The following is a 21,966-nucleotide window of genomic DNA, read 5'->3' as shown; positions in this document are numbered from 1 at the left end:
CGGCCCCTGTTTCCCCCAGCGTCACCCGCCGATTTCCGACCGATGACACTGTGTTTCGGACGTGTGAAGAAACCCTCACCGCCCCGCCGGGCGGCCGACGACGGGCCCGAGCCAGCCCAGCCGCCGGCCCGAGCCCCGCCCGCCGCAGCCGGCGGGCTCAGCGCAGGGCGTACTCCAGGTGGTGCCGCTCGTAGTCGAGCAGGCGCAGGTCGCGCATCGGGCGGCGAAGGTGACCCTTGTGCACGATCCGGACGAACGCCGGCTCCCCGGCGGCGGCCATCCGGCGGATGCCCTCGACGTGGTCCACGATGCGCTTGCGGATGGTCCGGACCAGCCGGTGCCGGTCGCGCGGGATCAGCCCGTACGCGTCGGCGAACAGCCGCAGCCGGCGCGGCCGGTCGGGCCGCTTCCAGCCGAGCGTGATCGAGTCCCGGTCGGAGAAGATCGGCACCCACGTCCACGCCGCGTACGCCACGTCGTAGATCCGGGCGCCGGGCGAGGCCAGGTCGAAGTCGATCAGCCCGAGGGTGCCGTCGGGGCGCCAGATCACGTTGTGCGGGGCGGCGTCGTGGTGGCAGATCACCTCGGTGTCCGGCGGGGGCGGCCCGAACGAGCGCCAGACCGCGCCCGGCGGCGGGACGAAGCCGTACTGGGCGTCGTGGAACATCCGCAGCATGGTCGCCACCGTCACCAGCGCCTCGTCGGTGACCCAGTGCGGGGCGAGCGGGTACTCCCCGCACTCCCCCTCCAGGTACGACAGCACCTCCCGGTTGCGCTCGTCCATGCCGAGCGCCCGGGGCGCGCCGGTGAACCCGACGTACTCCAGGTGGCGCAGGAGGGCGTGCACGGACGGGGTCCACGGGCCGGCGTTGCGCCGGACGGTGTCGCCGACCCGGACGACGGTGCTCACGTTCCCGCCACGCAGCGGGATCTCCTGCGACGTCACGTACGGTCTCCCCAGGCCGGGCGCCGCGTGGCGGGGGTCCCGCCACCTGGCGTGGGCGTGCTGCTCGCTGGTCACTCGAGGCTACGCGTCCCGGGCGGGCGGCTCGGTGCCGAGCAGCGCGTCGACGAACTGCACCGGGTCGAACGGGGCGAGGTCGTCCTTGCCCTCGCCGAGGCCGACCAGCTTGACCGGGATGCCGAGCCGGCGCTGCACGGCGATCACGATGCCGCCCTTGGCCGTGCCGTCGAGCTTGGTCAGCACCACGCCGGTCACGTTGACCACCTCGGTGAAGACCCGGGCCTGCTCCAGGCCGTTCTGGCCGGTGGTGGCGTCGAGGACGAGCAGGGTCTCGTCGATCGGGCCGTGCTTCTCCACGACCCGCTTGACCTTGCCCAGCTCGTCCATCAGGCCGACCTTGTTCTGCAGCCGGCCGGCGGTGTCGATGAGCACGGTGTCCACGCCGGTGTCGATGCCCCGTCGGACCGCGTCGAACGCGACGCTGGCCGGGTCGGCCGCCTCCGGGCCGCGGACGGTCTCCGCGCCGACCCGGCTGGCCCACGTCTCCAGCTGGTCGGCGGCGGCGGCCCGGAACGTGTCGGCCGCGCCGAGCACGACGCTGCGGCCGTCCGCGATCAGCACCCGGGCGATCTTGCCGCAGGTGGTGGTCTTGCCGGCGCCGTTGACGCCGACCACCATCAGCACGGCGGGCCTGCCGTCCTTCGGGGCGGTGCGCAGCGACCGGTCCAGGCCCGGGTCGAGGGCCTCCACCAGCTCGGCGGCGAGCATAGTGCGCAGGTCGGTGGCGGAGCGGGTGCCGAGCACCCGGGTCCGCTCGCGCAGCCGGCCGACGATCTCCTGGGTGGGCTCGATGCCGACGTCGGCGGTGATCAGGCTGTCCTCGATCTCCTCCCAGACGTCCTCGTCCAGGTGCTCGCGGGCGAGCAGGCTGAGCAGGCTCTTGCCGAGGACGTTCTGGGAGCGGGCCAGGCGCGAGCGCAGCCGGACCAGCCGGCCGGCGGTCGGCTCGGGCACCTCGACGGCCGGCACCTCCACCACCAGGGGCGGCACCTCGACCACGACGGGCGGCGGCTCGACCAGGATGCCGGTGGAGACGTCGGCCTCGGGCGCCTCGACGGGCGGCCCGGCCAGCTCCTCCTCGGCGCGGGTGCGCACCTCCGTCTCGGGCGGCGGCGGTTCGGGGCGCCGGCGCAGCCGTGGCACCACCAGCCCGAGGGCGCCGAGGATCAGCACGCCGAGCAGGGCAAGCGCGATGAGGAGGTATTCCGTCATGCCGAAATCCTGTCAGATGACGGCGACCGCCGCTTCGCCACCGCACCCGACGGGGGTGCCGACTGTGGGTACGCTCGCGCCAGCCAGGGGGTGGCCGGGCCGCCGTCCGGGTAGAAATGACGAGATCCGTTCGCCCTGGAGGAGGTTCCCGTGCCGGCTCCCCGCCTGCTCATCGGCCCGCTGCTGCGCCGGGTCGTCGGCACGCGGGCGACGGTCTGGGTGGAGACCAGCGCGCCCGCGACGGTCCGGGTCCGCACGGCCGACGGCGCCGAGGGCACGGCGGCCACCTTCTCCGCGTACGACCACCACTACGCGCTCGTGGTGGTGGAGGGGCTCACCCCGGACAGCGCGACGACGTACGAGGTGCTGGTCGACGGCGAGGTCGCCTGGCCGGTGCCGGGTGCGGGCTTCCCGCCCAGCCTGATCCGCACCCGGGCGGCCGACGACCGGGACCAGCCGGTGCGCCTGCTCTTCGGGTCCTGCCGGGAGACCACCCAGCACGCCACGGCCCGCCGGCTGCCGCCGGACGCCCTCGACGCGTACGCCCGGCGGCTGATGGCCGAGCCGGAGCGCGCCGCCGCCCTGCCCGACCTGCTGGTGCTCCTCGGCGACCAGGTCTACGCCGACGAGACCTCGCCCACGGTGCGACGGCTGCTCAGGCGGCGCCGGCGGCGACCGCGGGGCGCCCCCGCGACACAGGTGGTCAGCTTCGACGAGTACACGAAGCTGTACCTGGAGTCGTGGCGCGACCCGGAGATCCGCTGGCTGTTCTCCACCGTGCCGAGCGTGATGATCTTTGACGACCACGAGATCATCGACGACTGGAACACCTCGGCGAGCTGGCGCGCCGAGATGCGCGGGCAGCCGTGGTGGGCCGAGCGGATCGGCAGCGGGCTGGCGTCGTACTGGGTCTACCAGCACCTGGGCAACCTCGCGCCGGACGAGATCACGGCCGACCCGGTCTACGCCAGGGTCGCCGCCGCCGGGGCGGACGCCACCGAGGTGCTGCGCGAGTTCGGCGCCCGGGTGGACGCCGAGGCCGACCTGGCCCACGACACCGAGAGGTGGCGGGCCGTGCAGTACCAGTGGAGCTACGCCCTGGACCTGGGGCGCACCCGGCTGGTGATGCTGGACAACCGGTGCAGCCGGGTGCTGGAGGCGGGCCGCCGGGCGATGCTGCCGCCGGGCGAGTGGTCCTGGTTCCTCGACCGGGCGCACGGGGTGTACGACCACCTGGTGGTCGGCGCGTCGCTGCCCTGGCTGCTGCCGCCGGGCATCCACCACGTCGAGGCGTGGAACGAGCGGCTGGCCGACTCCCGTCGCCGCTGGGTGGCCGGCTCCGCCGAGCGGCTGCGCCGGGCGCTGGACCTGGAGCACTGGGCGGCGTTCCGGCGGTCCTTCGACGCCCTCGCCGCGCTGTTCGCCCGGATCGGCAGCGGCCCGGCCGGGAGCACCGGCGACCGGGTCGGCGCGGGGCCGGCGTACCCGCCGCCGGCGTCGATCAGCGTCCTCTCCGGCGACGTGCACCACTCGTACGTGGCCCGGGCCCGCTTCGACGACCCCGCGGTGCGTACGCCCGTGCACCAGCTGACCTGCTCGCCCATCCACAACCAGGTGCCGGCCGCCATACGCCCGCTGATGCGACTCGGCTGGTCGCCCGGCCCGGCGGGCGCCACCCGGGCCCTCGCGCGCTCGGCCGGGGTACGCCGCCCGAGCGTGCGCTGGCGCAAGCTGGCCGGCCCGTACTTCGGCAACGCGGTGGCCACGCTCACCCACCGGGGCCGGTCGGCCGAGGTGACGATCGAGGGCACCACGGGCGACGGGCGACTACGACCGGTGGCCTACCGGCGGCTCACCTCCGACGCCTGACTGCCCCGGCCGCCGGCCCGTACCCTGGCGTCCGTGGACGATCACCTGCCGGAGCCGCTGCGTGCGGTGGAGCACGAGGTGACGGCGCTGCTGCGCCGGGGGCGGGTGCTCTCCTGGGAGATCGCCCGCGAGGTGCACCCCGACCTGGAGCCGAACACGTACGGGCTGCTGCTCTGGCTGCGCCGGTGCGACTCGGTGCGGCTGACCGACCTGGCCGCCCGGCTCGGCGTGGGCAAGGGCACGCTCAGCCGCCAGCTCACCGGGCTGGAGGCGCTGGGGCTGGTCCGCCGCGACCCGGACCCGATCGACCGGCGGGCGTGGCGGCTCAGCCTGACCGAGGAGGGCCAGCGGCGGTTCGACGCCGCCCGGGCGTCCCGGCTCGGTCCGCTGCGGCGCACGCTGAAGAGCTGGCCGGAGCGGGACGTGGCGGAGTTCGGCCGGCTGCTGCGCCAGTTCAACGACGCCCTGGACTGAGCATCCCCGCCCCTGCCGAAGAGGCTCGGGCCGCCGCATGTCGGTCCCGTGAGAACTCGACGCTTCCGGTACGCCAGGAGCCCCCGCCCGGCGCCACGCCGACCTGATCCGGGAACGGATCGACGGCACGACCGGCGACTAGGCCGCCTGCCCGCATTCTTGGACACTTGTCGTTCGCGGCGCACGGCAAGTGTCCAAGATCGGGCGAAACACCGCCGGGGCGCGCTCAGTCCCGCGTCGGCTCCAGCGCCGCCCGCAGGTAGCGCAGCCCCTCCGGCCCGCTCCACCGGTACGCGGACAGCCCGGCGGCCCGCGCCCCGCTGACCGCCCGGTCCTCGTCGTCGACGAACAGCACCCGCTTCGGGGGCGTCCCCAGCGCCTCGCAGGCGGCCCGGAAGTACTCCGGGGCCGGCTTGTGCACCCCGATCGCCGAGGAGTTGACCACCACGTCGAGCTCGCCGACCAGGCCGAGCGCGGCGAGGTCGGCGTCGAGCAGGTCGGTGGCGTTCGTGCCCAGCCCGACCTTCACCCCGGCGGCCCGCACCTCGCGGACGAACGCCAGCACGTCCGGGTCGACCTCGCCCCGGTACTGCTGCCACTCCTGCACCGCCGCGCGGGCGCGGTCGGCGCCCACCGACGGGGTCAGCGCGTCCGCCACGCTGGTCATCCACTGGGCGTGGCTGACCTGGCCGGTGAGCACCGGCTGGAGCAGGCCCCAGGACATGGCGATCTCACCGAGCACGCCCTCGGCGAGCCCGTACTCGCGCTCGACGCCGGCGGCGACCGCCGGGTCCCAGCGCCGCAGCACACCGTCGAGGTCCAGCAGAAGCGCCGTGGCGCGTTCCCGACTCACTCGTTCTTCTCCTGCTCGTCGTCGGCCCGGTTGAGCCGCTGGCTGATCACCTGGGTGACCCCGCTGCGCATGGTCACCCCGTACAGGGCGTCGGCGATCTCCATCGTCCGCTTCTGGTGGGTGATGACGATCAGCTGGCTCTTCTCCCGCAGCTGCGCCAGCAGCGTGATCAGCCTGCCGAGGTTCACGTCGTCGAGGGCCGCCTCGACCTCGTCCATGATGTAGAACGGGCTGGGCCGGGCGCGGAAGATCGCCACCAGCATGGCCACCGCGGTCAGCGAACGCTCGCCGCCGGAGAGCAGCGACAGCCGCTTGATCTTCTTGCCGGGCGGGCGGGCCTCGACCTCGACGCCGGTGGTGAGCAGGTTCTCCGGGTCGGTGAGCACGAGCCGGCCCTCGCCGCCGGGAAACAGGACGGTGAACACCTGCTCGAACTCCCGGGCGGTGTCCTCGAACGCGCTGGCGAAGACCTCCAGGATCCGGTCGTCGACGTCCTTGACCACGGTGAGCAGGTCCCGGCGGGTGGCCTTGAGGTCCTCCAGCTGCTCGGAGAGGAACTTGAACCGCTCCTCCAGCGCGGCGAACTCCTCCAGCGCCAGCGGGTTGACCTTGCCGAGCAGGACCAGCTCCCGCTCCGCCTTGGCGGCCCGCTTCTCCTGCACCGGCCGCTCGTAGCGGACCGGCTCGGGCACCGGCAGGCCGTCCCGCTCGGCCGCGGCCACGTCCGCCTCGGTGGGCGGTACGGGCTGGTGCGGGCCGTACTCGGCGACCAGCGTCTCCACGTCCAGGCCGAAGTCCTCGGCGGCCTTGGCCTCCAACTGCTCGATGCGCAGCCGCTGCTCGGCGCGGGCCACCTCGTCGCGGTGCACCTGGCTGGTCAGCCGCTCCAGCTCGGCGCCGAGGCGCTTCGCCGCGCCGCGTACCTCGGATAGCTCGGCCTCGCGGGCGGCGCGTTCGCGCGCCACGGCGTCGCGGTGCTCCTCGGCCCGCGCGATGGACACGGCGAGCCGGGTCAGCGCCTCCCGGGCGCCGGCGACCACGGCCCGGGCGATCCCCGCGCCCCGGGCGCGGGCCGCCCGGCGGGCCGCGGCGCGTTCCCGCGCGGCCCGCTCGGCGGTGGCCTGCCGGCGCAGCGAGTCGGCCCGGCCGGCGATCGAGGAGACCCGCTCCTCCGCGGTACGCACCGCGAGCCGGACCTCCATCTCGTTCTGCCGGGCCTGCGGCACCATCGCGGCGAGCTGGTCGCGTTCCTCGGTGGACGGCTCGGCGTCGATCGGGGTGGCCTCGGCCAGCCGCAGCCGCTCCTCCAGCTCGGCCAGCGCCTGGAGGTCTCGCTCCCGGGCGGCCTCGGCGCGGGAACGGGACTCGCCGAGCCGGTCGGTCTCCGCCTTCGCCGACCGGGCCGCCGCGCCCAGCTCGGCGAGCCGGCGGGCGGCGGCGTTGCGGTGGCTCTCGGCCTCCCGCTTGGCGGCGGCGGCGTGCTGCACCGCCTCCTTCGCGGCGGCCACCTCGGCGCGCGCCTCGACCAGCTGTTCGCGCAGCTCGGCGGCCGCCCGCTCGGCGGCGAGCCGGTTGGCCCGGGCCTCCTCGACGGCGGCCTGCACCTCGATGAAGCTGGGTGCCTTGGCCGACCCGCCGGCCGCCGCGTACGCGCCGACCACGTCGCCGTCGGGGGTGACCGCGCGCAGCTCCGGGTTGCCGGCGACCAGCTCGGACGCGGCGGCGAGGTCGTCGACCAGCACGACGTCGCGCAGCGCCCGGTAGACGGCGGGGCGGATCGCCGCCTCGCACTCGACCAGGTCGGGGGCCCAGCGGGCGTCGTCGGGCAGCTTCGGGCGCAGCGCGTCGGCCGGCCCGGCCATGCCCGGGCCGGCGGGGCTGCCGACCAGCAGTCCGGCCCGGCCGGCGTCGGAGATCTTCAGCAGCCGCATCGCCTCGACGGCCTCGTCGACCCCGCTGACGGCCACCGCGTCGGCGAGCCCGCCGAGCGCGGCGGCGAGGGCGGCCTCGTGGCCGGGGGCGACGGTGAGCAGTCCGGCCAGGCTGCCGAGCAGACCGGGAACGTCGCCGGCGCGGGCGAGCAGGGCGCCCGCGCCGTCCTTGCGGCGCAGGCCGATGGCGAGTGCCTCCTCGCGGGCCTTCCAGGTGGCGGCGTCCTTCTCGGCGGCCCGTTCGGTGTCGCTGAGGGACCGGACGGCGGCCTGCGCCCGCTCCTGGACGGCGACCGCCTCGGCGTGCCGCGCGTCGAGGTCGGCGTTGTCCCGGTCGGCCTCGGTGGACTGCTCGGCGACCGCGTCCAGCTCGGCCTGCGCCTGCTCGGCGCGGCCCAGCGCGTCGGTGTGCGCGGCGGCGAGCCGCTCGATCTCCTCGCCGGCGCTGGTGGTGCGGGCCCGGGCCGAGTTGACCTGCCCGGTGAGCCGGGCCAGCCCCTCCCGCCGGTCGGCGATCGCCTTTGCCGCGGCGACCAGCTCGCGCTCGGCGGCGGCGAGCTGGCGTTCCAGTTCCTGCCGGTGCTCCACCGCCTCGGCCAGCCGGATCTGGTCGTCGGTGAGCGCCGCCCGCAGCTCCTCCTCCTGCTCGCGGACCCGCTCCGCCTCCGCCTCCAGCTGGTCGGGGTCGCGGCCGGGGCGCTCGTCGTCGGTGGTGGCGCTGAGGTGGCGCAGCCGCTCCAGGGCGAGCTGCTCGATCGAGCGGAACCGCTCCTGGAGGGCGGAGAGCTTGTACCAGGTGTCCTGGGCGGCGGCGAGCAGCGGCGCGTCCTCGGCGAGGGCGGCCTCCAGCTCGCCGAGCCGGGCCTGGACCTCGGTGTGCTCGGCCTCGACCTGCTCCCGCCGCTCGCGCAGGGCGCTCTCGTCGGCGATCTCCTTGTCGAGGGTGGCGCGCAGGGTGGCCAGGTCGTCGGCGAGCAGCCGGAGCCGGGCGTCGCGCAGGTTGGCCTGGATGACGGCGGCCCGCCGGGCGACCTCGGCCTGCCGGCCGAGCGGCTTGAGCTGTCGGCGCAGCTCGGCGGTGAGGTCGGTGAGCCGGTTGAGGTTGGTCTGCATCGCGTCGAGCTTCCGCAGCGCCTTCTCCTTGCGCTTGCGGTGCTTCAGGACGCCGGCCGCCTCCTCGATGAACGCCCGCCGGTCCTCCGGCTTGGCGTGCAGCATGCCGTCGAGGCGGCCCTGCCCGACGATGATGTGCATCTCGCGGCCGATGCCGGAGTCCGACAGCAGCTCCTGGATGTCGAGCAGCCGGCAGGAGTCACCGTTGATCTCGTACTCGCTCTCGCCGGAGCGGAACATCCGGCGGGTGATGGAGACCTCGGTGTACTCGATCGGCAGGGCGCCGTCGGTGTTGTCGATGGTCAGGGTGACCTCGGCCCGGCCCAGCGGCGCCCGCCCGGCGGTGCCGGCGAAGATCACGTCCTCCATCTTGCCGCCGCGCAGCGCCTTGGCGCCCTGCTCACCGAGCACCCAGGCGATGGCGTCGACGACGTTGGACTTGCCGGAGCCGTTCGGGCCGACCACGCAGGTGATCCCGGGTTCCAGCTTCAGCGTCGTGGCGGAGGCGAAGGACTTGAACCCCTTCACCGTCAGGCTCTTGAGATACACCTTCTCGATCCTCGTCCGGTGGCCGCCGTACCGTCGCGGGCTGCGCGGACCTGGTAAGCCCGCAGACTAACCCGGAACCGCGGCGGCCCGGGCACGCGACCCGCCCCGGCAGGGTCCGCCGACCCGGCCCGAACCGCCCGTACCGGTCTTTCCCGGAACGGATCGGACGTAACCAAGGACACTGACCCCGGTCAATGATCACTTCCCGCGGGGAGCGCCCTCGACCAATGGCGGGCGGATCGGCGGGCGGATCGGCGGGCGACAAGATCGAAAAACGGCGGAGAGGGCCCGGACATGGCTGCGCGCCGGCACGAAAGTGTCGGCGCGCGATTTTGCGTGGTGCGATTCAGTTTTCCGACAACCGGAGATCAGGTCAGCGCCGGCTCCGCCAGACGCAGGAGGCCGTCCGCCTCCGTCGCGGCCGCCGCCAGCCGATCATTCTCGGCGCGCAGACGCGTGATCTCGAACTCCAGTGCCTGAACCCTGGACCGCAGTCGGGTGACCTCGTCGAGCAGACGCCGGTCGGGCGCTGCACCTACGTGGCCGTAGAGGGCCTTCGCCATGCTGACTCCTTGATATGCGCTGCCGGAAAGGCCGGCCAACGCGCGCCCATTCGCTCGCGACTGCCATTCCCAGCGATTCTGGGCACGACCGGGCGCGACTGGCGACAACTCCATATTGAGCCGACACCCCCTCCTTCGTCAAGTTCCCGCAGGCCGTAGATCATCTCCACGTCGGCCTGACCACTTGTCGGGGGCTGCCACAAGGCTCGGACACGCTCTGTCCGGACCCCTTGACTGTACGCCGCGGATCACCGGATCGGCCCCCCACGCGAGCCGCCTTCGCCTTAACTCTTTCTTAGCCACGTTGCCGCAGGTCACGGCGCGCCCGTACGGTCAGCCCGGCCCGCAACCGACCCCTGGGAGGCAGAGGCGTGTACGGCTGGACCGACGGCGACGACCCCGAGAACGCCCGCTGGCGGCAGGGACCACCGGCGGACAAGCCGGCCTGGTTGACCGACCGGCCGGCGCCCCGGTCGGCGTACCTGTTCGGGGACGAGCCGGACCAGCCGGACGACCAGCGGCACCACCAGTCCCGACGCGACCCGGCCACCGGCGGGCAGCCGGTCGACCTCGCGACGTACCCCGTCGGCGGGACCGGGCAGGTCCCGACCGGCGGACGGGGCCGGCACCGCTCGGCCCGCCGGGCGCCGCGGCGACTGCTGATCGGCGGCGCGGCCGCGGCCGCCACCCTGCTGGTCAGTCTCGGCGTCGGCGCCCTGGCGCTGCCGGGCCGCGACGACCCGGGCACCGACGCCGCCGCGGTCGACGACCTCGCCGCCGCCACTCCCGTCGTACCCGGCGAGACGGCGGAATCGGCCGATCCCCTGCTCGGCCTCCCGCCGAGCGCGGCGCCGACCACCGCCCGCCCGTCCCCCACGCCGAGCCGGACGGTCAGGCCGGCACCGGCGCCCAGCCGGACCACGGCCGCGTCGCGGAGCCAGCGCAGCACCGCGCCCCGCACCACGGCCCCGGCCGTCAAGGGCGTCAGCGCCCAGGCGCAGGAGGTCGTCGACCTGGCCAACGCCGAGCGGGCCAAGGCCGGCTGCGCCGCGCTGAAGATCAACGACAGGCTGCTGACCGCCGCCCAGCGGCACAGCCAGGACCAGGCCGACCACCGGGAGATGTCGCACGACGGCAGCGACGGCAGCGACGTCGGGGACCGCCTGGACCGGGTCGGGTACGCGTGGCGGGCGTACGGGGAGAACGTGGCCTGGAACCAGAAGACCCCGGCCGAGGTGATGGACGCCTGGATGAACAGCCCCGGTCACCGGGCGAACATCCTGAACTGTTCCTTCACCGAGATCGGCGTGGGCGTCGCGACGAGCAACGGACCGTACTGGACGCAGGACTTCGGCACTCCGCGCTGAGGCGCGTCGCGCGGGGGCGGCGCTCGTTTGACCGGGTGAGGTACGCCGAGGCGGGCGCGGCCCCGCGCACGGTCAGGGCAGGCGTACCCGATCGGGCGGCCGGGCGCCGCCCGCGACCCGGGAGCTGCCGATGCGGATCCGGCTGCCGTCGCCCGACGTCGGGCACGGTCCGCGCCGGGCGCTGCGCTCGCTCGTGGCGCTGGCGCTGCTCGCCTCGGCGTACGGCTGCCGGCTGGAGGTGACACCGCCGGGCGCGCCCACCCCGTGGCCGACCGCGTCGGCCCGGTACTGGCGCTGGCAGTGGCAGCTCAGCGGGCCGCTCGACACGGACGTGGACGCGGACGTGTTCCTGCTCGACGCGGTGCGTACCACCGCCGCCGAGACGTCCGCGCTGCGCGACCGGCACCGCCGGCTGGTGTGCCAGGTCAGCGTCGGCGCGTACGCCCGGACGGACCCGGACGCGGAGCGCTATCCGGCGGCGGTACGCGGCGCCGCCGGCGCGCGGCCGGGCATGCGGTGGGTGGACGTGCGCCGGTGGGACGCCCTGCGCCCGATCCTGGCCGACCGGTTCCGGCTGTGCCGGGGCAAGGGCTTCGGCGCGGTGGCGCTCGCGGACGCCGACGGGTACGCCCACCGGCCGGGCTTCCCCCTCGACTTCGACGACCAGGTGCTGTTCAACCGGCGGGCGGCCGCGCTGGCCCGCTCCCTGGGCCTGTCCCCGGGACTGCTGGGCGGCGTTCCGCAGGTCGCCGCGCTGGCGCCGGACGTCGACTTCGCGGTCAACGAGGAGTGCGTCCGGCTGCGTGAGTGCGACCGGCTGCTGCCGTTCACCGAGGCGGGCAAGCCGGTGTTCCACGTCGAGTACGCGGGCGACCCGGCGGACTTCTGCGTGACCACGGTGGGCCACGGCTTCGCGTCGATGCGCAAGACCCGCGAGCTGACCGCCTGGCGGGCCCCCTGCCCACCCGCCCCCTGACCCCCGTCGGCCCGGGCGGGTGATCCCTGCCCGGGCCGCGGGGCCCCACCCGATCGGTCAGCGGGCGCCGACCAGCTCCGGGGCGGGCGCCGGCGGGTCGGCCGGAGCGGCCGGCGGGCGGGCCCGCAGGAAGCGGGGCGCCCACCAGTTGGCGTCGCCCAGCAGGGTCATCAGCGCCGGCAGCACCACCGCCCGGATGATCGTGGCGTCGAGCAGGATCGCCGCCGCGAGGCCGACGCCGAGCTGCTTCATGTCGATCGTGCTCAGCGTCGCGAAGATCGCGAACACGCCGACCATCACCACCGCCGCGCTGGTCACCACGCCGGCCGAGGAGGTGATGCCGTACGCCACCGCATCCCGGTTGGTCATCCCGGCGCGTATCCCCTCGCGGATCCGGCTGACCACGAAGACGTGGTAGTCCATCGACAGCCCGAACAGCACCACGAACAGGAACAGCGGCAGCCACGTGACGATCGCGTCCATCGAGGTGAAGCCGAGCGGCCCGGCCGCCCAGTCGCCCTGGAAGACCAGCACGAGCAGCCCGTACGCGGCCCCGGCGGAGAGCAGGTTGAGCACGATCGAGGTGAGCGCGACCACCACCGACCGGAACGTCCACGCCATCACGAGGAACGTCAGGGCCAGCACGAACGCCATCACCAGCGGCAGCTTCTGGCGGATGTGCGCGGCGTAGTCCTCGCTGTCGGCGACCCCGCCGCCGACGGCGTACTCGATGCCGGGGATGCCGCGCAGGGCGGCCGGCGCGAGGTCGTCGCGCAGCTCGTGCAGCGAGCGCGCGGCCTCGTCGGTGCGGCTCGCGTACGGGGTGGCGACCTCCAGCACCGACACCCTGCGGTCGGCCGACACCTCGACCTTCGGGCCGTCCGCCTCGGCCGGGGCGAACAGCGGGTCGGCGGCGGCCCGCCCGGCGAGGTCGGTCAGCGCGGCCCGTACCCGGTCGGCCTGCTCGGCGGGGGCGCGGACCGCGACGGTGTGGCTGGTGCCGGTGCTCGGGAAGGCGGCGGTGAGCCGGTCGTACGCCTGCATGGTCGCCGTGGTGCGGGGCACGTCCTCCATGCCGGGGAACGCCAGCTTCATGCCGAGCGCCGGGGCGGCCAGGGCGAGCAGCAGCCCCACCGACACGACCAGGGTGGCCAGCGGCGCCCGCAGCGCCGGCCGGAGCACGGCCGGCCAGAACCGGGGCCGCGCCGGCCGGCCGTCCGGGCCGGTCCGGGACGCGGTGAGCCGCCACAGCACCGGCACCCGGGGCCGGTCGACCCAGCGGCCGAGCTTGGCCAGCAGCGCCGGGAGCACGGTGAGCGAGCCGGTGACCGCGACGGCGACCACGAGGATCGAGCCGACCGCGAGGGACGAGAAGACCGCGTCGTTGACGAGCAGCAGCCCGCCCATCGAGATGATCACCGCGAAGCCGGAGACGACCACGGCGTGCCCGGAGGTCTCCGCCGCGACCTCCACGGCGTCCAGCCCGGACCGGCCCTTCGCCCGTTCCTCCCGCTCGCGGCGCACGTAGAACAGCGAGTAGTCCACGCCGACGGCCATGCCGATCAGCAGGATGACGCTGGCCGTGGTGTCGGTGGCCGGCACCAGGTGGGAGGCCAGGGTGGACAGCCCCATCGCGGCGGCGACCGAGGAGAGCGCCAGCAGCACCGGCACGCCCGCCGCGATCAGCGCGCCGAACGCGACGACGAGGATGGCCAGGGTCACGGGCAGGCTGAGCAGCTCGGCCCGCTTGAAGTCCTCGCCCAGCGTGTCGTCGAGCGCCTTGCCGATCGACGGCCCGCCGACCTGCTCGATCCGCAGCTGCGGGTGCGCCGCCTGGACCCCCGCCGTCGCGTCGCGCAGCGGCTGCACCCGATCCGAGGCGGTCTCCGGGTCACCGGACATGGTGACCGGCAGCAGCAGCGCGCCGCCGTCGCGCGACGGCACCGGGGCCCCCACCCCGGCCACCCCCTCGACCAGCCGCAGCCGCGCCGCGGCGTCGTCCGCGGCGGCCTTCGCCGCGGCCGGGTCCAGCGTCCCGGTACGCGGGGTGATGAGCACGTTCTCCAGCGCCGGGTCGTGGAAGTCGCCGTCGGCGACGATCAGCCCGGCCCGCCCCGACTCCCCGACCGCCTGGTCGGCGTTGCCGGCCTCGTTCAGCCCGGCGGCGTTACCCCCGACGAAGCACACCGCCACGAACACCACCCACAGGGCGATCGCCCGCCACGGATGCTCCGCGCTCCACCGTGCCAGCCGCACGGTCACCGGCCGCCTGCCCATACCTGGGATCCCCCTCCTCGCCGACCCGTCTGGTCGGTCGGTGCCGACGTTAGGGAGCGGACGGCGCGGGGACATCCGGGTCCGGCCCCGGCTCGTCCCGGAGGTCGTGGGGCACGGCCGTTCGGCTCAAGGATCCATCCGAACGGACGAAACGGGCAGATTGGACGGGGTTGAATCCGGCACGCCGGATCCGACCCCGAGCTTTCCCCGGGTCAGCCCCGGAGCGCCCCTCGGGGCCGGGGCTGGCAGCGCGGGCAGCTATACGAGGAGCGGTTCATGAACGCCTCCCGCCGCATCGGCGCCCCGCACCGCCGGCACGGCTCGCCCTCCCGCCCGTACGCATTGAGCGAGCGGTCGAAGTAGCCGCTCTCGCCGTTGACGTTGACGTAGAGCGCGTCGAAGCTGGTGCCACCCTGCGTGATCGCCTCACCCAGCACGTCCCGGACGTGGCCGAGCAGCCGCAGCGCGGCCGGTCGGGTCAGCGCGTCGGTCGGCCGGGCGCCGTGCAGCCCCGCCCGCCACAGCGCCTCGTCGGCGTAGATGTTGCCCACCCCGGAGATCAGGGTCTGGTCGAGCAGCGCCCGCTTGACCTCGGTACGCCGCCGGCGCAGGGCGGCGACGAAGTCGGCGTCGGAGAACTCCGGGTCCATCGGGTCGCGGGCAATGTGCGCGATCTCGGCGGGCAGCTCGGCCCCGCCGGCGGACACCGACAACCCGCCGAACGTGCGCTGGTCGACGAAGCGCAGCTCGGGGCCGTCGTCGGCGAACCGGAACCGCACCCGCAGGTGCAGCTCGTCGGCGGCGGTGGCCGGCTGGAGCAGGAGCTGGCCGGACATGCCGAGGTGCCCGACGACCGCGTCGCCGCTGTCCAGCGGCAGCCAGAGGTACTTGCCGCGCCGGCGCACCTCGCGCACCGTACACCCGGCCAGCACGTCGGCGAAGTGGGCCGGGCCGGGCAGGTGCCGGCGGACCGCGCGCGGGTGGCGGACCTCCACGGCGGCGATCCGGCGCCCGGGCACCCACCGGGCCAGGCCCTGCCGGACGGTCTCGACCTCGGGCAGCTCAGGCACGGCCCGCCTCGCCAGCCGCCCCGGCGTCCACCGGGCTCCCGAGACCGCCGGCCCGCGCCGCGCCGTCCGGATCCCCGACGCCGTCCAGCTTCCCGACGGCATCCGGATTCCCTACGCCGTCCAGCTTTCCGGCAGCGTCCAGCTTGTCGGCGGCGTCCGCGGCCTGGCCGGCCACCTCGGCCGCCTCGGCGGCCGCACGCTCGGCGGCCTCCCGCTCGGCCTGCGCCGTGAGCTCCCGCCAGGCGGACTCGGCGGCCCGCTGCTCGGCCTCCTTCTTGCTGCGCCCCTCGGCCCCGCCGTAGCGGTTGCCGGCGACCACCACCCAGGCGGTGAACGTCTTGAGATGGTCCGGCCCCGTGCCCTCGATGCGGTACTCGGGGACGCCCAGCCCGAGGGCGGCGGTGAGCTCCTGGAGGCTGGTCTTCCAGTCCAGCGCCGCGCCCCGCCGGGCCGACTCGGCCATCAGCGGGTCGAACAGCCGGTGGATCACGATGGCGGCGGTGTCCAGCCCGTACTGGAGGTAGATCGCGCCGAGCAGGGCCTCCAGGGTGTCGGCGAGGATGCTCGCCTTGTCCCGCCCGCCGGTGCTCTCCTCCCCCTTGCCCAGGAGCAGGTACGCGCCCAGCCCGGCGGGGCCGAGGCCCCGCGCCACGTCGGCCAGCGCCCGCATGTTGACCACGCTGGCCCGCAGCTTCGCGAGCTGCCCCTCCGGGAGGTCGGGGTGGTTGTGGAACAGCGCGGTGGTGATCACCACGCCGAGCACGGAGTCGCCGAGGAACTCCAGCCGCTCGTTGGTGGGCAGGCCGCCGTTCTCGTACGCGTACGAGCGGTGGGTCAGCGCCCGCTCCAGCAGCTCCGGGTCGATCGAGACACCGAAGGCCGCCTCGAGGTGGCCGACGGGAGCACGCCGCCGCTTGTCGTTGGTCATGGTGCGGTTACCTTCTCGTTCGCGACGGGGCGGCCCGCTCGGCGTACCCGCCGACCGGCCGCGCGGGGACGTGCCCCGCCGGGCCGGAACCGGACGGGCCGGGCGGTCACAGGCTCACCCCGGTGTCGGTGGTGCGGTCGGCGCGGTCGCCGGAGGACAGCGCGGCCTCGGGGTCGCCGCCCAGCAGCGCGGCGACCGTGTCGGTGGCCCCACGCCGCCGCAGATGGGCGGCGAGGGCGATCCCGGAGGCGACGTCGTCGCCGCGCGCCGCGCCGTGGCACACCACCACCGTGCCCGCGACGCCGAGCAGGGCGGCGGCCCGGGGGACGCCTCCGCTGGCCGGTGGGCCACCGGCCATCGCGTACGCGCCCTCGATCGCCTTGAGCAGGACGTTGCCGGTGAAGCCGTCGGTCACCACGACGTCGGCGCGGGTGCCGGACGCCAGGTCGTACCCCTCGACCAGGCCGACGTAGCGCGCCCCGCAGGGCAGCACTGCGGCGGCGAGCGCGGGGTCGGCGGCCCGACGCAGCCGGTCCCCCTTCCCCGTCTCGGTGCCCACCGACAGCAGCCCGACCCGGGGCTCGGCGACGCCGTGCGCGACGGCCGAGTAGGCCGCGCCCAACACGGCGTGCCGGGCCAGGGTGGCCGGTCCGGGTTCCAGGGAGCCGCCGACGTCGAGCAGGACCACCGGACCGGCGAGCGCCGGCAGGGTGGCGACCAGCGCCGGCCGCCGCACGTGCGGCCACCGGCCGAGGGCGAGGGCCGCGGCGGTCACGGTGGCGCCGGTGGCGCCCGCGGAGACCACCGCGTCGGCGATGCCGTCGCGGACGGCGGTGACCGCCGACCGGACGGTGCTCTCGGCGCGGGCGGCGACGGGGTGATCGGCCATGCCGACGGCGGAGCGCACCGGCCGGACCGCGACCCGGGCGCGCTGCGCCGGGTCGAGGGCACCGATCAGCTCGTCGGCGGCCTCGGCCGGGCCGACGAGCAGGAGGTGCAGGTCCGGGTCGGCGCGCATGGCCCGCAGAGCGCCGTCAACCACGACGGCGGGAGCGTCGTCCCCGCCGAGGAGGTCAACGGCGATCCGCGCGGTGCCCGGCTCCAGCGGGACGCCGACCGGAACGGGCCGGCCGGCGGCGGCCGGAGCCGGGACACCGGGCGATCGCCAGTATGCGCGCGTCACCCGACCGGGGGTCGGGGACGTCACTCGGCGTCCAGGTCAGACCTCGAGGACCTGGCGGCCCTTGTAGGTGCCGCAGACGGAGCAGGCGGCGTGCGGCAGCTTCGCCGACTTGCACTGCGGGCAGGCCACGGTCGCGACCGCCGCGGTCTTCCACTGCGCCCGGCGGGACCGGGTGTTGCTGCGCGACATCTTGCGCTTGGGGACGGCCACGGTTCTTACTCCTCTTTACGGGTCAGTTGCGACAGGCCCGCCCAACGCGGGTCGATCTGCTGGTGGCTGTGGTCGGCCGGCAGATCGTCCCAGTGCACCCCACAGTCGGGGCACAAGCCTGGGCAGTCCTCCCGGCAGAGCGGGTTGGTCGGCAGCGCCAGCACCACCGCGTCCCGCAGCGCCGGCTCCAGGTCGATCAGATCGCCCTGCATCCGGCCCACCTCGTCCTCGTCGGTCGTGGAGTCCGTGGTGCTGTTCTCGTACGCGTACAGCTCCTGGATCCGGACGACCACCGAGTCGTCGATCTCGCGCAGGCAGCGGCCGCACTCGCCCTTGACGGGACCGCTGACGGTCCCGGAGACGAGCACACCCTCGGACACCGACTCCAGCCTCAGGTCGAGGTCGAGGTCAGCGCCCTCCGGCACGGCGATCAACTCCACGCCGAGGTCCGCCGGTGCCGGCACGACCCGCTTGACCGTACGCAACGCGCCAGGTCGGCGCGGCAGGTCCCTCGTGTCGAGGACCAGCGGCGACCTGGGGTTGAGTGGGCTTGGCGAGTGTTTGGGCATAGTCAGACTCCGGCCGGTGAGAGGCCGACAAAAAAGGTTACCTGGGCGACCGCCGGACCGTCGAACCGGGGGCGACGCCCGCCCCGTCTGTCGGCTGCTGAGGTGCCGGTCAGAAGGGTAGCGGGCGCTCCGCCTCGTCGCCCGCGAAGGTACCGATCTCGCGCAGGGCGTGCATCTTGTCCCGGCCGCGCTCGATCGAGGCGAGGGCCCGGGTGAGGAACTGCTCGAAGTTGGCCAGCGCGGTGTCGACGTAGTCGTCGACCTCCTCGCGCAGCCGCTGCGCCTCCGCCCGGGCCTCGGCGATGATCCGGGCACCCTCGTGCTCGGCGGAGACGGTGATCTCGTTCACCGACACCAGCCGCGCGTGTTCCGCCTCACCCTCGCTGATGATCCGGTCGGCCTCCCGCCTGCCTGCCTCCATGATCTTGTCCCGCTCCTCCAACAGGGCGGCGGCCCGGCGCAGCTCGACCGGCAGCTCGGCGCGCAGCTCGTCGAGGGCGGCGATGATCTCGCCCCGGTCGAGCATGCAGTTGTTCCGGGACATCGGGACGGACCGGGCCGTCTCCACCATGGCGATCAGTTCGTCGATTCGGTCGAGCGGGTCCACCGGTACCTCACTCCTGTCGTTCGTCGGCCGATCTACATGATGCGGGTTGGCGCCCGGTTCCCGCTTCCACCCATCATGTCGTGCCCGGGCGACAGCCCGGCGGCGCGCCCCGCCCCGGCGCGTCGGGCGAGTCGCGCCCCGATGCCGGCGGGTCGGGCGAGTCACGCCCCGACACCGGCGGATCGGGCGAGTCACGCCCCGACGCCGGCTCGACGCGGCGTCAGGAGCGGGCGTCGCGGCCCAGCCGGGCCTGGAGCGCCTCACGGACCCGGTCGGGGACGTGCGGGGAGACGTCGCCGCCCCACTTCGCCACGTCCTTGACCAGGCTGGAGGAGAGGAACGAGTAGAGCGGGTTGGTCGGCATGAAGAGCGTCTCGACGCCGGCCAGCCCGATGTTCATCTGGGCCATCTGGAGCTCGTAGTCGAAGTCGCTGACCGCCCGCAGGCCCTTGACCAGCACGCTGGCCTGCTGGGCGCGGCAGAAGTCGACCAGCAGCCCCCGGAACGACTCGACCCGCACGTTGGCGTACGAGGCGGTGACCTCCCGGAGCATGTCGATCCGCTCCTCGACGGTGAACAGGCCGCTCTTCGACTGGTTCACCAACACGCCGACGATCACCTCGTCGAAGAGGCGGGCGGCCCGCCCGATGATGTCGAGGTGTCCATTGGTCACCGGGTCGAAGGAGCCGGGACACACCGCACGTCTCATGATCGGCGACCGTACCAAAGGGTGGTCTCGCCGTACCGGCGGCTGCGCTCCCCGGTGACACCCGGCACCCAGGCGACCGGCCCGCTCCGGCTGGACCGCTCCACCACCACGAGGGCGTCCGCGGCAAGCCAGCCGTTGTCGACCAGCGCGGCCAGCATCGCGGTGACGTCGGCGTCGGACACGGCGTACGGGGGGTCGGCGAAGACCACGTCGTACGGGCCGCCGTCCGGCCCGGCCGCCAGCACCGTGGCGACCCGGCCGGACACCAGCCGGGCCGCAGGGGCGGCCCGCAGCGCGGCGACGTTCTCCCGGATCACCCGGGCCGCCCGCGCGTCGGACTCGACCAGCAGCACGTGCGCCGCGCCCCGGGACAGCGCCTCCAGCCCGACGGCCCCCGAGCCCGCGTACAGGTCGGCGAAGCGCGCCCCCTCCAGGTCGAGGTCGGCCTGCACCGCGCTGAACAGCGCCTCCCGGACCCGGTCAGAGGTGGGTCGGGTGCCGGCGCCGGGGGGCGCGGCGATCCGCCGCCCGCCCAGCGTCCCGGCCACGATCCGGGTCACCGCGTGCTCCCGCTCATGCCCCTGACGCTACGCGACGCCTGGGCACCGACAGACGCCCCGGGCCGCCATGATCGCGCTCCACGACAATACTGTTGCGTTTAGCGCCGTGAGCGGGAGGCAGGTCCCTTCTCGAAGACTGTGATGTTGGCGTGGAAGGTGTAGGTCTGCGTGGTTGCGGGGTGCTGGCTCACTGCTGTTCGCTCGACGAAGGCCTGCGTTCCGCAGCTCCGCATCGATGTAGTCCGCGAATCTGGGCTTTGAGTTGGGCAAACACCTATTGGCCGGCGACCTGGCGTGTCACTAGGCCGTGGTGTTCGCGCTGGTCAGGCGGTTGCGGGTGTGGCGTCGAAGACGCGGGGCGGTTCGGTGATCCGCAGCTTCGCGAGTAGGGCCTTCTGGGGTTGGGACAGCTCGGTGCGCTGGGCGAACGTGCCGGCGGGGCCGGTGAACACGCCGAGGTGCAGCCGGTCGATCTCGGTGCGGATCGCCGTCCAGGTGCGGCCGGTCTCGGTCTCGGCGACCCGGATGAGTAGCAGGGCCAGCCAGCAGAGCGGGATGTAGGCGCGGATGCGGTCCTCGCGGCGGTGGAATACCGGGCGCAGGTCGAGGTGGTCTTCATGTCGCGCCAGCCGCGTTCGACGTCGATGACGAACCGGTCGTCGGTGTCGATGTTTACTTCTTTGACCTGCAGGTTCTGTGCGACGGTGGCGTAGCGGCCCTGCCGTGCGAGGGTGGCGGCCCGGCGAGCAGCCACGCCCCGCCCAGTGGCCGTGACTCGACGAACGACAGCCCGGCCGGCGCGGCCGCCGCGAGGGCGTCGGCCGGGTCCAGCAGTCGCGACAACGCGTCGACCAGCCGGCGCACCCCGGCCACGTCGAGTTGGTCCTCACGGCCGAACGAGTACAGCACCCGCGTCTTGGACGCCTTCGCGACCGGATCCCACTCGTTGTGGGCCAGCTGCAGGTAGCGGACCGCCTGCCCATCCCGCGTCTTGCGGGTCGACGCCTTTACGTTCGGCTATGGCCGGCGCTATCCCCCGGTGTCCCGTCCCCGGGTGTTCGCCGCGCGCGCCGCCCACGCGCCGGAACTGCCGCTGGTCCGGCTGCGCAGCCGCGCCGGGGTCCGCCGGTGGTTGGCCCGCCTGCCCACCTTCTGAACGCCCCGCACCCCGCGCCTCGCGCCGTCCCTTCCCGCCCGGTTCGCTACGTATCCCAGCCGTTTTCGGGCCCTGTGTCGGTGGGGAACGAACGCCGCGGGTACCGGGGCCGTTGAACGTTGTTGCGCGAAGTGAACCCGCTGCTGCGGTCCGGCCGTGAGATAGCAGGGGGGTGAGGGGGTGAGCGTGTTGGGCGACGAGGGACTGCGGGCCGGGATGCGGCGGTATCATGGATGAATTGGTGTTCTTGAATGAGGGTGCCCTGGCGCGGCGGGTGGAGTTGCTGGGGGGAACATCGTGCTCGGAATCTTCGGTCAACTGGTGGGGAGGTCGCGTAGGTGGGTGGCCTTCATGGTCGGTGGGTGGGGCGGGTGTCCCTCCGGTACGAGATCCATGCCTGACGGATGAGGCTGCGGATGGTGACGATGGCGTCGGCGAGGTCGAGGTGAGCGTTGGCCAGGTCTTCTTTGCGTTCGTAGCGGTGTTGTAGCCGGTTGAAGGTGTTGTGCCAGGCGTTCGTGGGTTCGATGTGCCACCGCCGGGTGGCCTGGACCGGGGCCTTTGACGCCTTTGCGGGCGATCTCGCCGGTCGGCCTGCGGGCGGTGAGCAGGGCCTCCGTCACCGTATCGGGGTCAACCCGGAGGAGACCGGCACTTGTTTGGTTCCGGGCATGAGCGGCGGTCAGCGCGGCTGATCCGGGGCGGGGAAGGAGCGTTGCGCGTTGGCCGCCGCCGTTCCGACCGTTGAGCTCGATGAGAGCGCGAT

19 protein-coding genes and 1 pseudogene are annotated in these 21,966 nt (G+C 74.3%); 4 read left to right on the top strand and 16 right to left on the bottom strand.

The window, feature by feature from the left end:
* Window positions 1-157: 157 nt before the first annotated feature.
* Window positions 158-946: an aminoglycoside phosphotransferase family protein gene (locus ACGFIZ_RS20050; protein ID WP_393421267.1), complete on the bottom strand. Its 789-nt coding sequence runs from the start codon at window positions 944-946 to the stop codon at window positions 158-160.
* A gap of 81 nt (window positions 947-1,027) precedes the next feature.
* Complete coding sequence (ftsY, locus tag ACGFIZ_RS20045) at window positions 1,028-2,236, bottom strand: signal recognition particle-docking protein FtsY (protein ID WP_393421265.1); 1,209 nt, start codon at window positions 2,234-2,236, stop codon at window positions 1,028-1,030.
* Between the two features lie 150 nt (window positions 2,237-2,386).
* Here ftsY and ACGFIZ_RS20040 point away from each other — a divergent pair, with 150 nt between their 5' ends.
* The gene (locus tag ACGFIZ_RS20040) at window positions 2,387-4,105 is read left to right on the top strand and encodes an alkaline phosphatase D family protein (RefSeq protein ID WP_393421263.1); all 1,719 of its coding nucleotides are present in this window, start codon (window positions 2,387-2,389) and stop codon (window positions 4,103-4,105) included.
* Between the two features lie 33 nt (window positions 4,106-4,138).
* On the top strand, window positions 4,139-4,579 hold the full coding sequence (locus ACGFIZ_RS20035) for a MarR family winged helix-turn-helix transcriptional regulator (protein ID WP_393421261.1): 441 nt from the start codon (window positions 4,139-4,141) through the stop codon (window positions 4,577-4,579).
* Window positions 4,580-4,805: 226 nt separating this feature from the next.
* Here ACGFIZ_RS20035 and ACGFIZ_RS20030 read toward each other — a convergent pair whose 3' ends face one another.
* The 3 genes from ACGFIZ_RS20030 to ACGFIZ_RS20020 all read right to left on the bottom strand — a co-directional run bounded on the left by ACGFIZ_RS20030 (window position 4,806) and on the right by ACGFIZ_RS20020 (window position 9,588).
* Window positions 4,806-5,432 (bottom strand): HAD family hydrolase, encoded by a 627-nt coding sequence (locus ACGFIZ_RS20030; RefSeq protein ID WP_393421259.1) that lies wholly within the window; start codon window positions 5,430-5,432, stop codon window positions 4,806-4,808.
* Window positions 5,429-9,025: a chromosome segregation protein SMC gene (smc, locus tag ACGFIZ_RS20025; protein WP_393421257.1), complete on the bottom strand. Its 3,597-nt coding sequence runs from the start codon at window positions 9,023-9,025 to the stop codon at window positions 5,429-5,431. The genes ACGFIZ_RS20030 and smc overlap by 4 nt, the downstream gene beginning before the upstream one ends.
* Before the next feature lie 368 nt (window positions 9,026-9,393).
* The gene (locus ACGFIZ_RS20020; RefSeq protein WP_347670096.1) at window positions 9,394-9,588 is read right to left on the bottom strand and encodes a hypothetical protein; all 195 of its coding nucleotides are present in this window, start codon (window positions 9,586-9,588) and stop codon (window positions 9,394-9,396) included.
* A 371-nt stretch (window positions 9,589-9,959) separates the two neighbouring features.
* On the opposite strand from ACGFIZ_RS20020, the gene ACGFIZ_RS20015 reads away from it, so the two are divergent.
* Entirely contained in the window at window positions 9,960-10,955 is a 996-nt protein-coding gene (locus tag ACGFIZ_RS20015) for a CAP domain-containing protein (protein WP_393421254.1), read from the top strand.
* Window positions 10,956-11,085: 130 nt separating this feature from the next.
* On the top strand, window positions 11,086-11,931 hold the full coding sequence (locus ACGFIZ_RS20010) for an endo alpha-1,4 polygalactosaminidase (RefSeq protein WP_393421252.1): 846 nt from the start codon (window positions 11,086-11,088) through the stop codon (window positions 11,929-11,931).
* A 57-nt stretch (window positions 11,932-11,988) separates the two neighbouring features.
* Here ACGFIZ_RS20010 and ACGFIZ_RS20005 read toward each other — a convergent pair whose 3' ends face one another.
* The 11 genes and pseudogenes from ACGFIZ_RS20005 to ACGFIZ_RS19955 form a co-directional block, all read right to left on the bottom strand.
* On the bottom strand, window positions 11,989-14,208 hold the full coding sequence (locus ACGFIZ_RS20005) for an MMPL family transporter (RefSeq protein WP_393421250.1): 2,220 nt from the start codon (window positions 14,206-14,208) through the stop codon (window positions 11,989-11,991).
* 212 nt (window positions 14,209-14,420) lie between these two features.
* Window positions 14,421-15,278, bottom strand: coding sequence for a bifunctional DNA-formamidopyrimidine glycosylase/DNA-(apurinic or apyrimidinic site) lyase (gene mutM, locus ACGFIZ_RS20000; RefSeq protein ID WP_393421248.1), 858 nt, complete (start codon window positions 15,276-15,278; stop codon window positions 14,421-14,423).
* Between the two features lie 181 nt (window positions 15,279-15,459).
* A pseudogene (gene rnc / locus ACGFIZ_RS19995) lies at window positions 15,460-16,206 on the bottom strand (ribonuclease III); the annotation flags it as partial.
* A 106-nt stretch (window positions 16,207-16,312) separates the two neighbouring features.
* The gene (locus tag ACGFIZ_RS19990) at window positions 16,313-17,311 is read right to left on the bottom strand and encodes a phosphate acyltransferase PlsX (protein ID WP_393421387.1); all 999 of its coding nucleotides are present in this window, start codon (window positions 17,309-17,311) and stop codon (window positions 16,313-16,315) included.
* Window positions 17,312-17,425: 114 nt separating this feature from the next.
* Window positions 17,426-17,599 (bottom strand): 50S ribosomal protein L32, encoded by a 174-nt coding sequence (gene rpmF, locus ACGFIZ_RS19985; protein WP_347670101.1) that lies wholly within the window; start codon window positions 17,597-17,599, stop codon window positions 17,426-17,428.
* Between the two features lie 5 nt (window positions 17,600-17,604).
* A complete protein-coding gene (locus ACGFIZ_RS19980; protein ID WP_347670102.1) occupies window positions 17,605-18,168 on the bottom strand; it encodes a YceD family protein in 564 nt (187 codons plus the stop codon).
* A gap of 109 nt (window positions 18,169-18,277) precedes the next feature.
* Window positions 18,278-18,775 carry a hypothetical protein gene (locus ACGFIZ_RS19975; protein ID WP_393421245.1) on the bottom strand — a complete coding sequence of 166 codons (498 nt, stop codon included), beginning with the start codon at window positions 18,773-18,775 and terminating at the stop codon, window positions 18,278-18,280.
* 220 nt (window positions 18,776-18,995) lie between these two features.
* Window positions 18,996-19,484, bottom strand: coding sequence for a pantetheine-phosphate adenylyltransferase (coaD, locus tag ACGFIZ_RS19970; protein ID WP_393421243.1), 489 nt, complete (start codon window positions 19,482-19,484; stop codon window positions 18,996-18,998).
* The gene (gene rsmD / locus ACGFIZ_RS19965; RefSeq protein WP_393421241.1) at window positions 19,481-20,044 is read right to left on the bottom strand and encodes a 16S rRNA (guanine(966)-N(2))-methyltransferase RsmD; all 564 of its coding nucleotides are present in this window, start codon (window positions 20,042-20,044) and stop codon (window positions 19,481-19,483) included. The genes coaD and rsmD overlap by 4 nt, the downstream gene beginning before the upstream one ends.
* Window positions 20,045-20,367: 323 nt before the next feature.
* Window positions 20,368-20,496, bottom strand: coding sequence for a hypothetical protein (locus ACGFIZ_RS19960; protein WP_393421239.1), 129 nt, complete (start codon window positions 20,494-20,496; stop codon window positions 20,368-20,370).
* Window positions 20,497-20,716: 220 nt separating this feature from the next.
* Window positions 20,717-20,953 carry a hypothetical protein gene (locus ACGFIZ_RS19955; protein ID WP_393421237.1) on the bottom strand — a complete coding sequence of 79 codons (237 nt, stop codon included), beginning with the start codon at window positions 20,951-20,953 and terminating at the stop codon, window positions 20,717-20,719.
* Window positions 20,954-21,966 lie beyond the last annotated feature (1,013 nt).

It is taken from the genome of Micromonospora sp. NPDC048830 (assembly GCF_043198215.1).
Classification (GTDB): domain Bacteria; phylum Actinomycetota; class Actinomycetes; order Mycobacteriales; family Micromonosporaceae; genus Micromonospora.
This window is presented reverse-complemented; position numbering and strand designations above follow the sequence as displayed.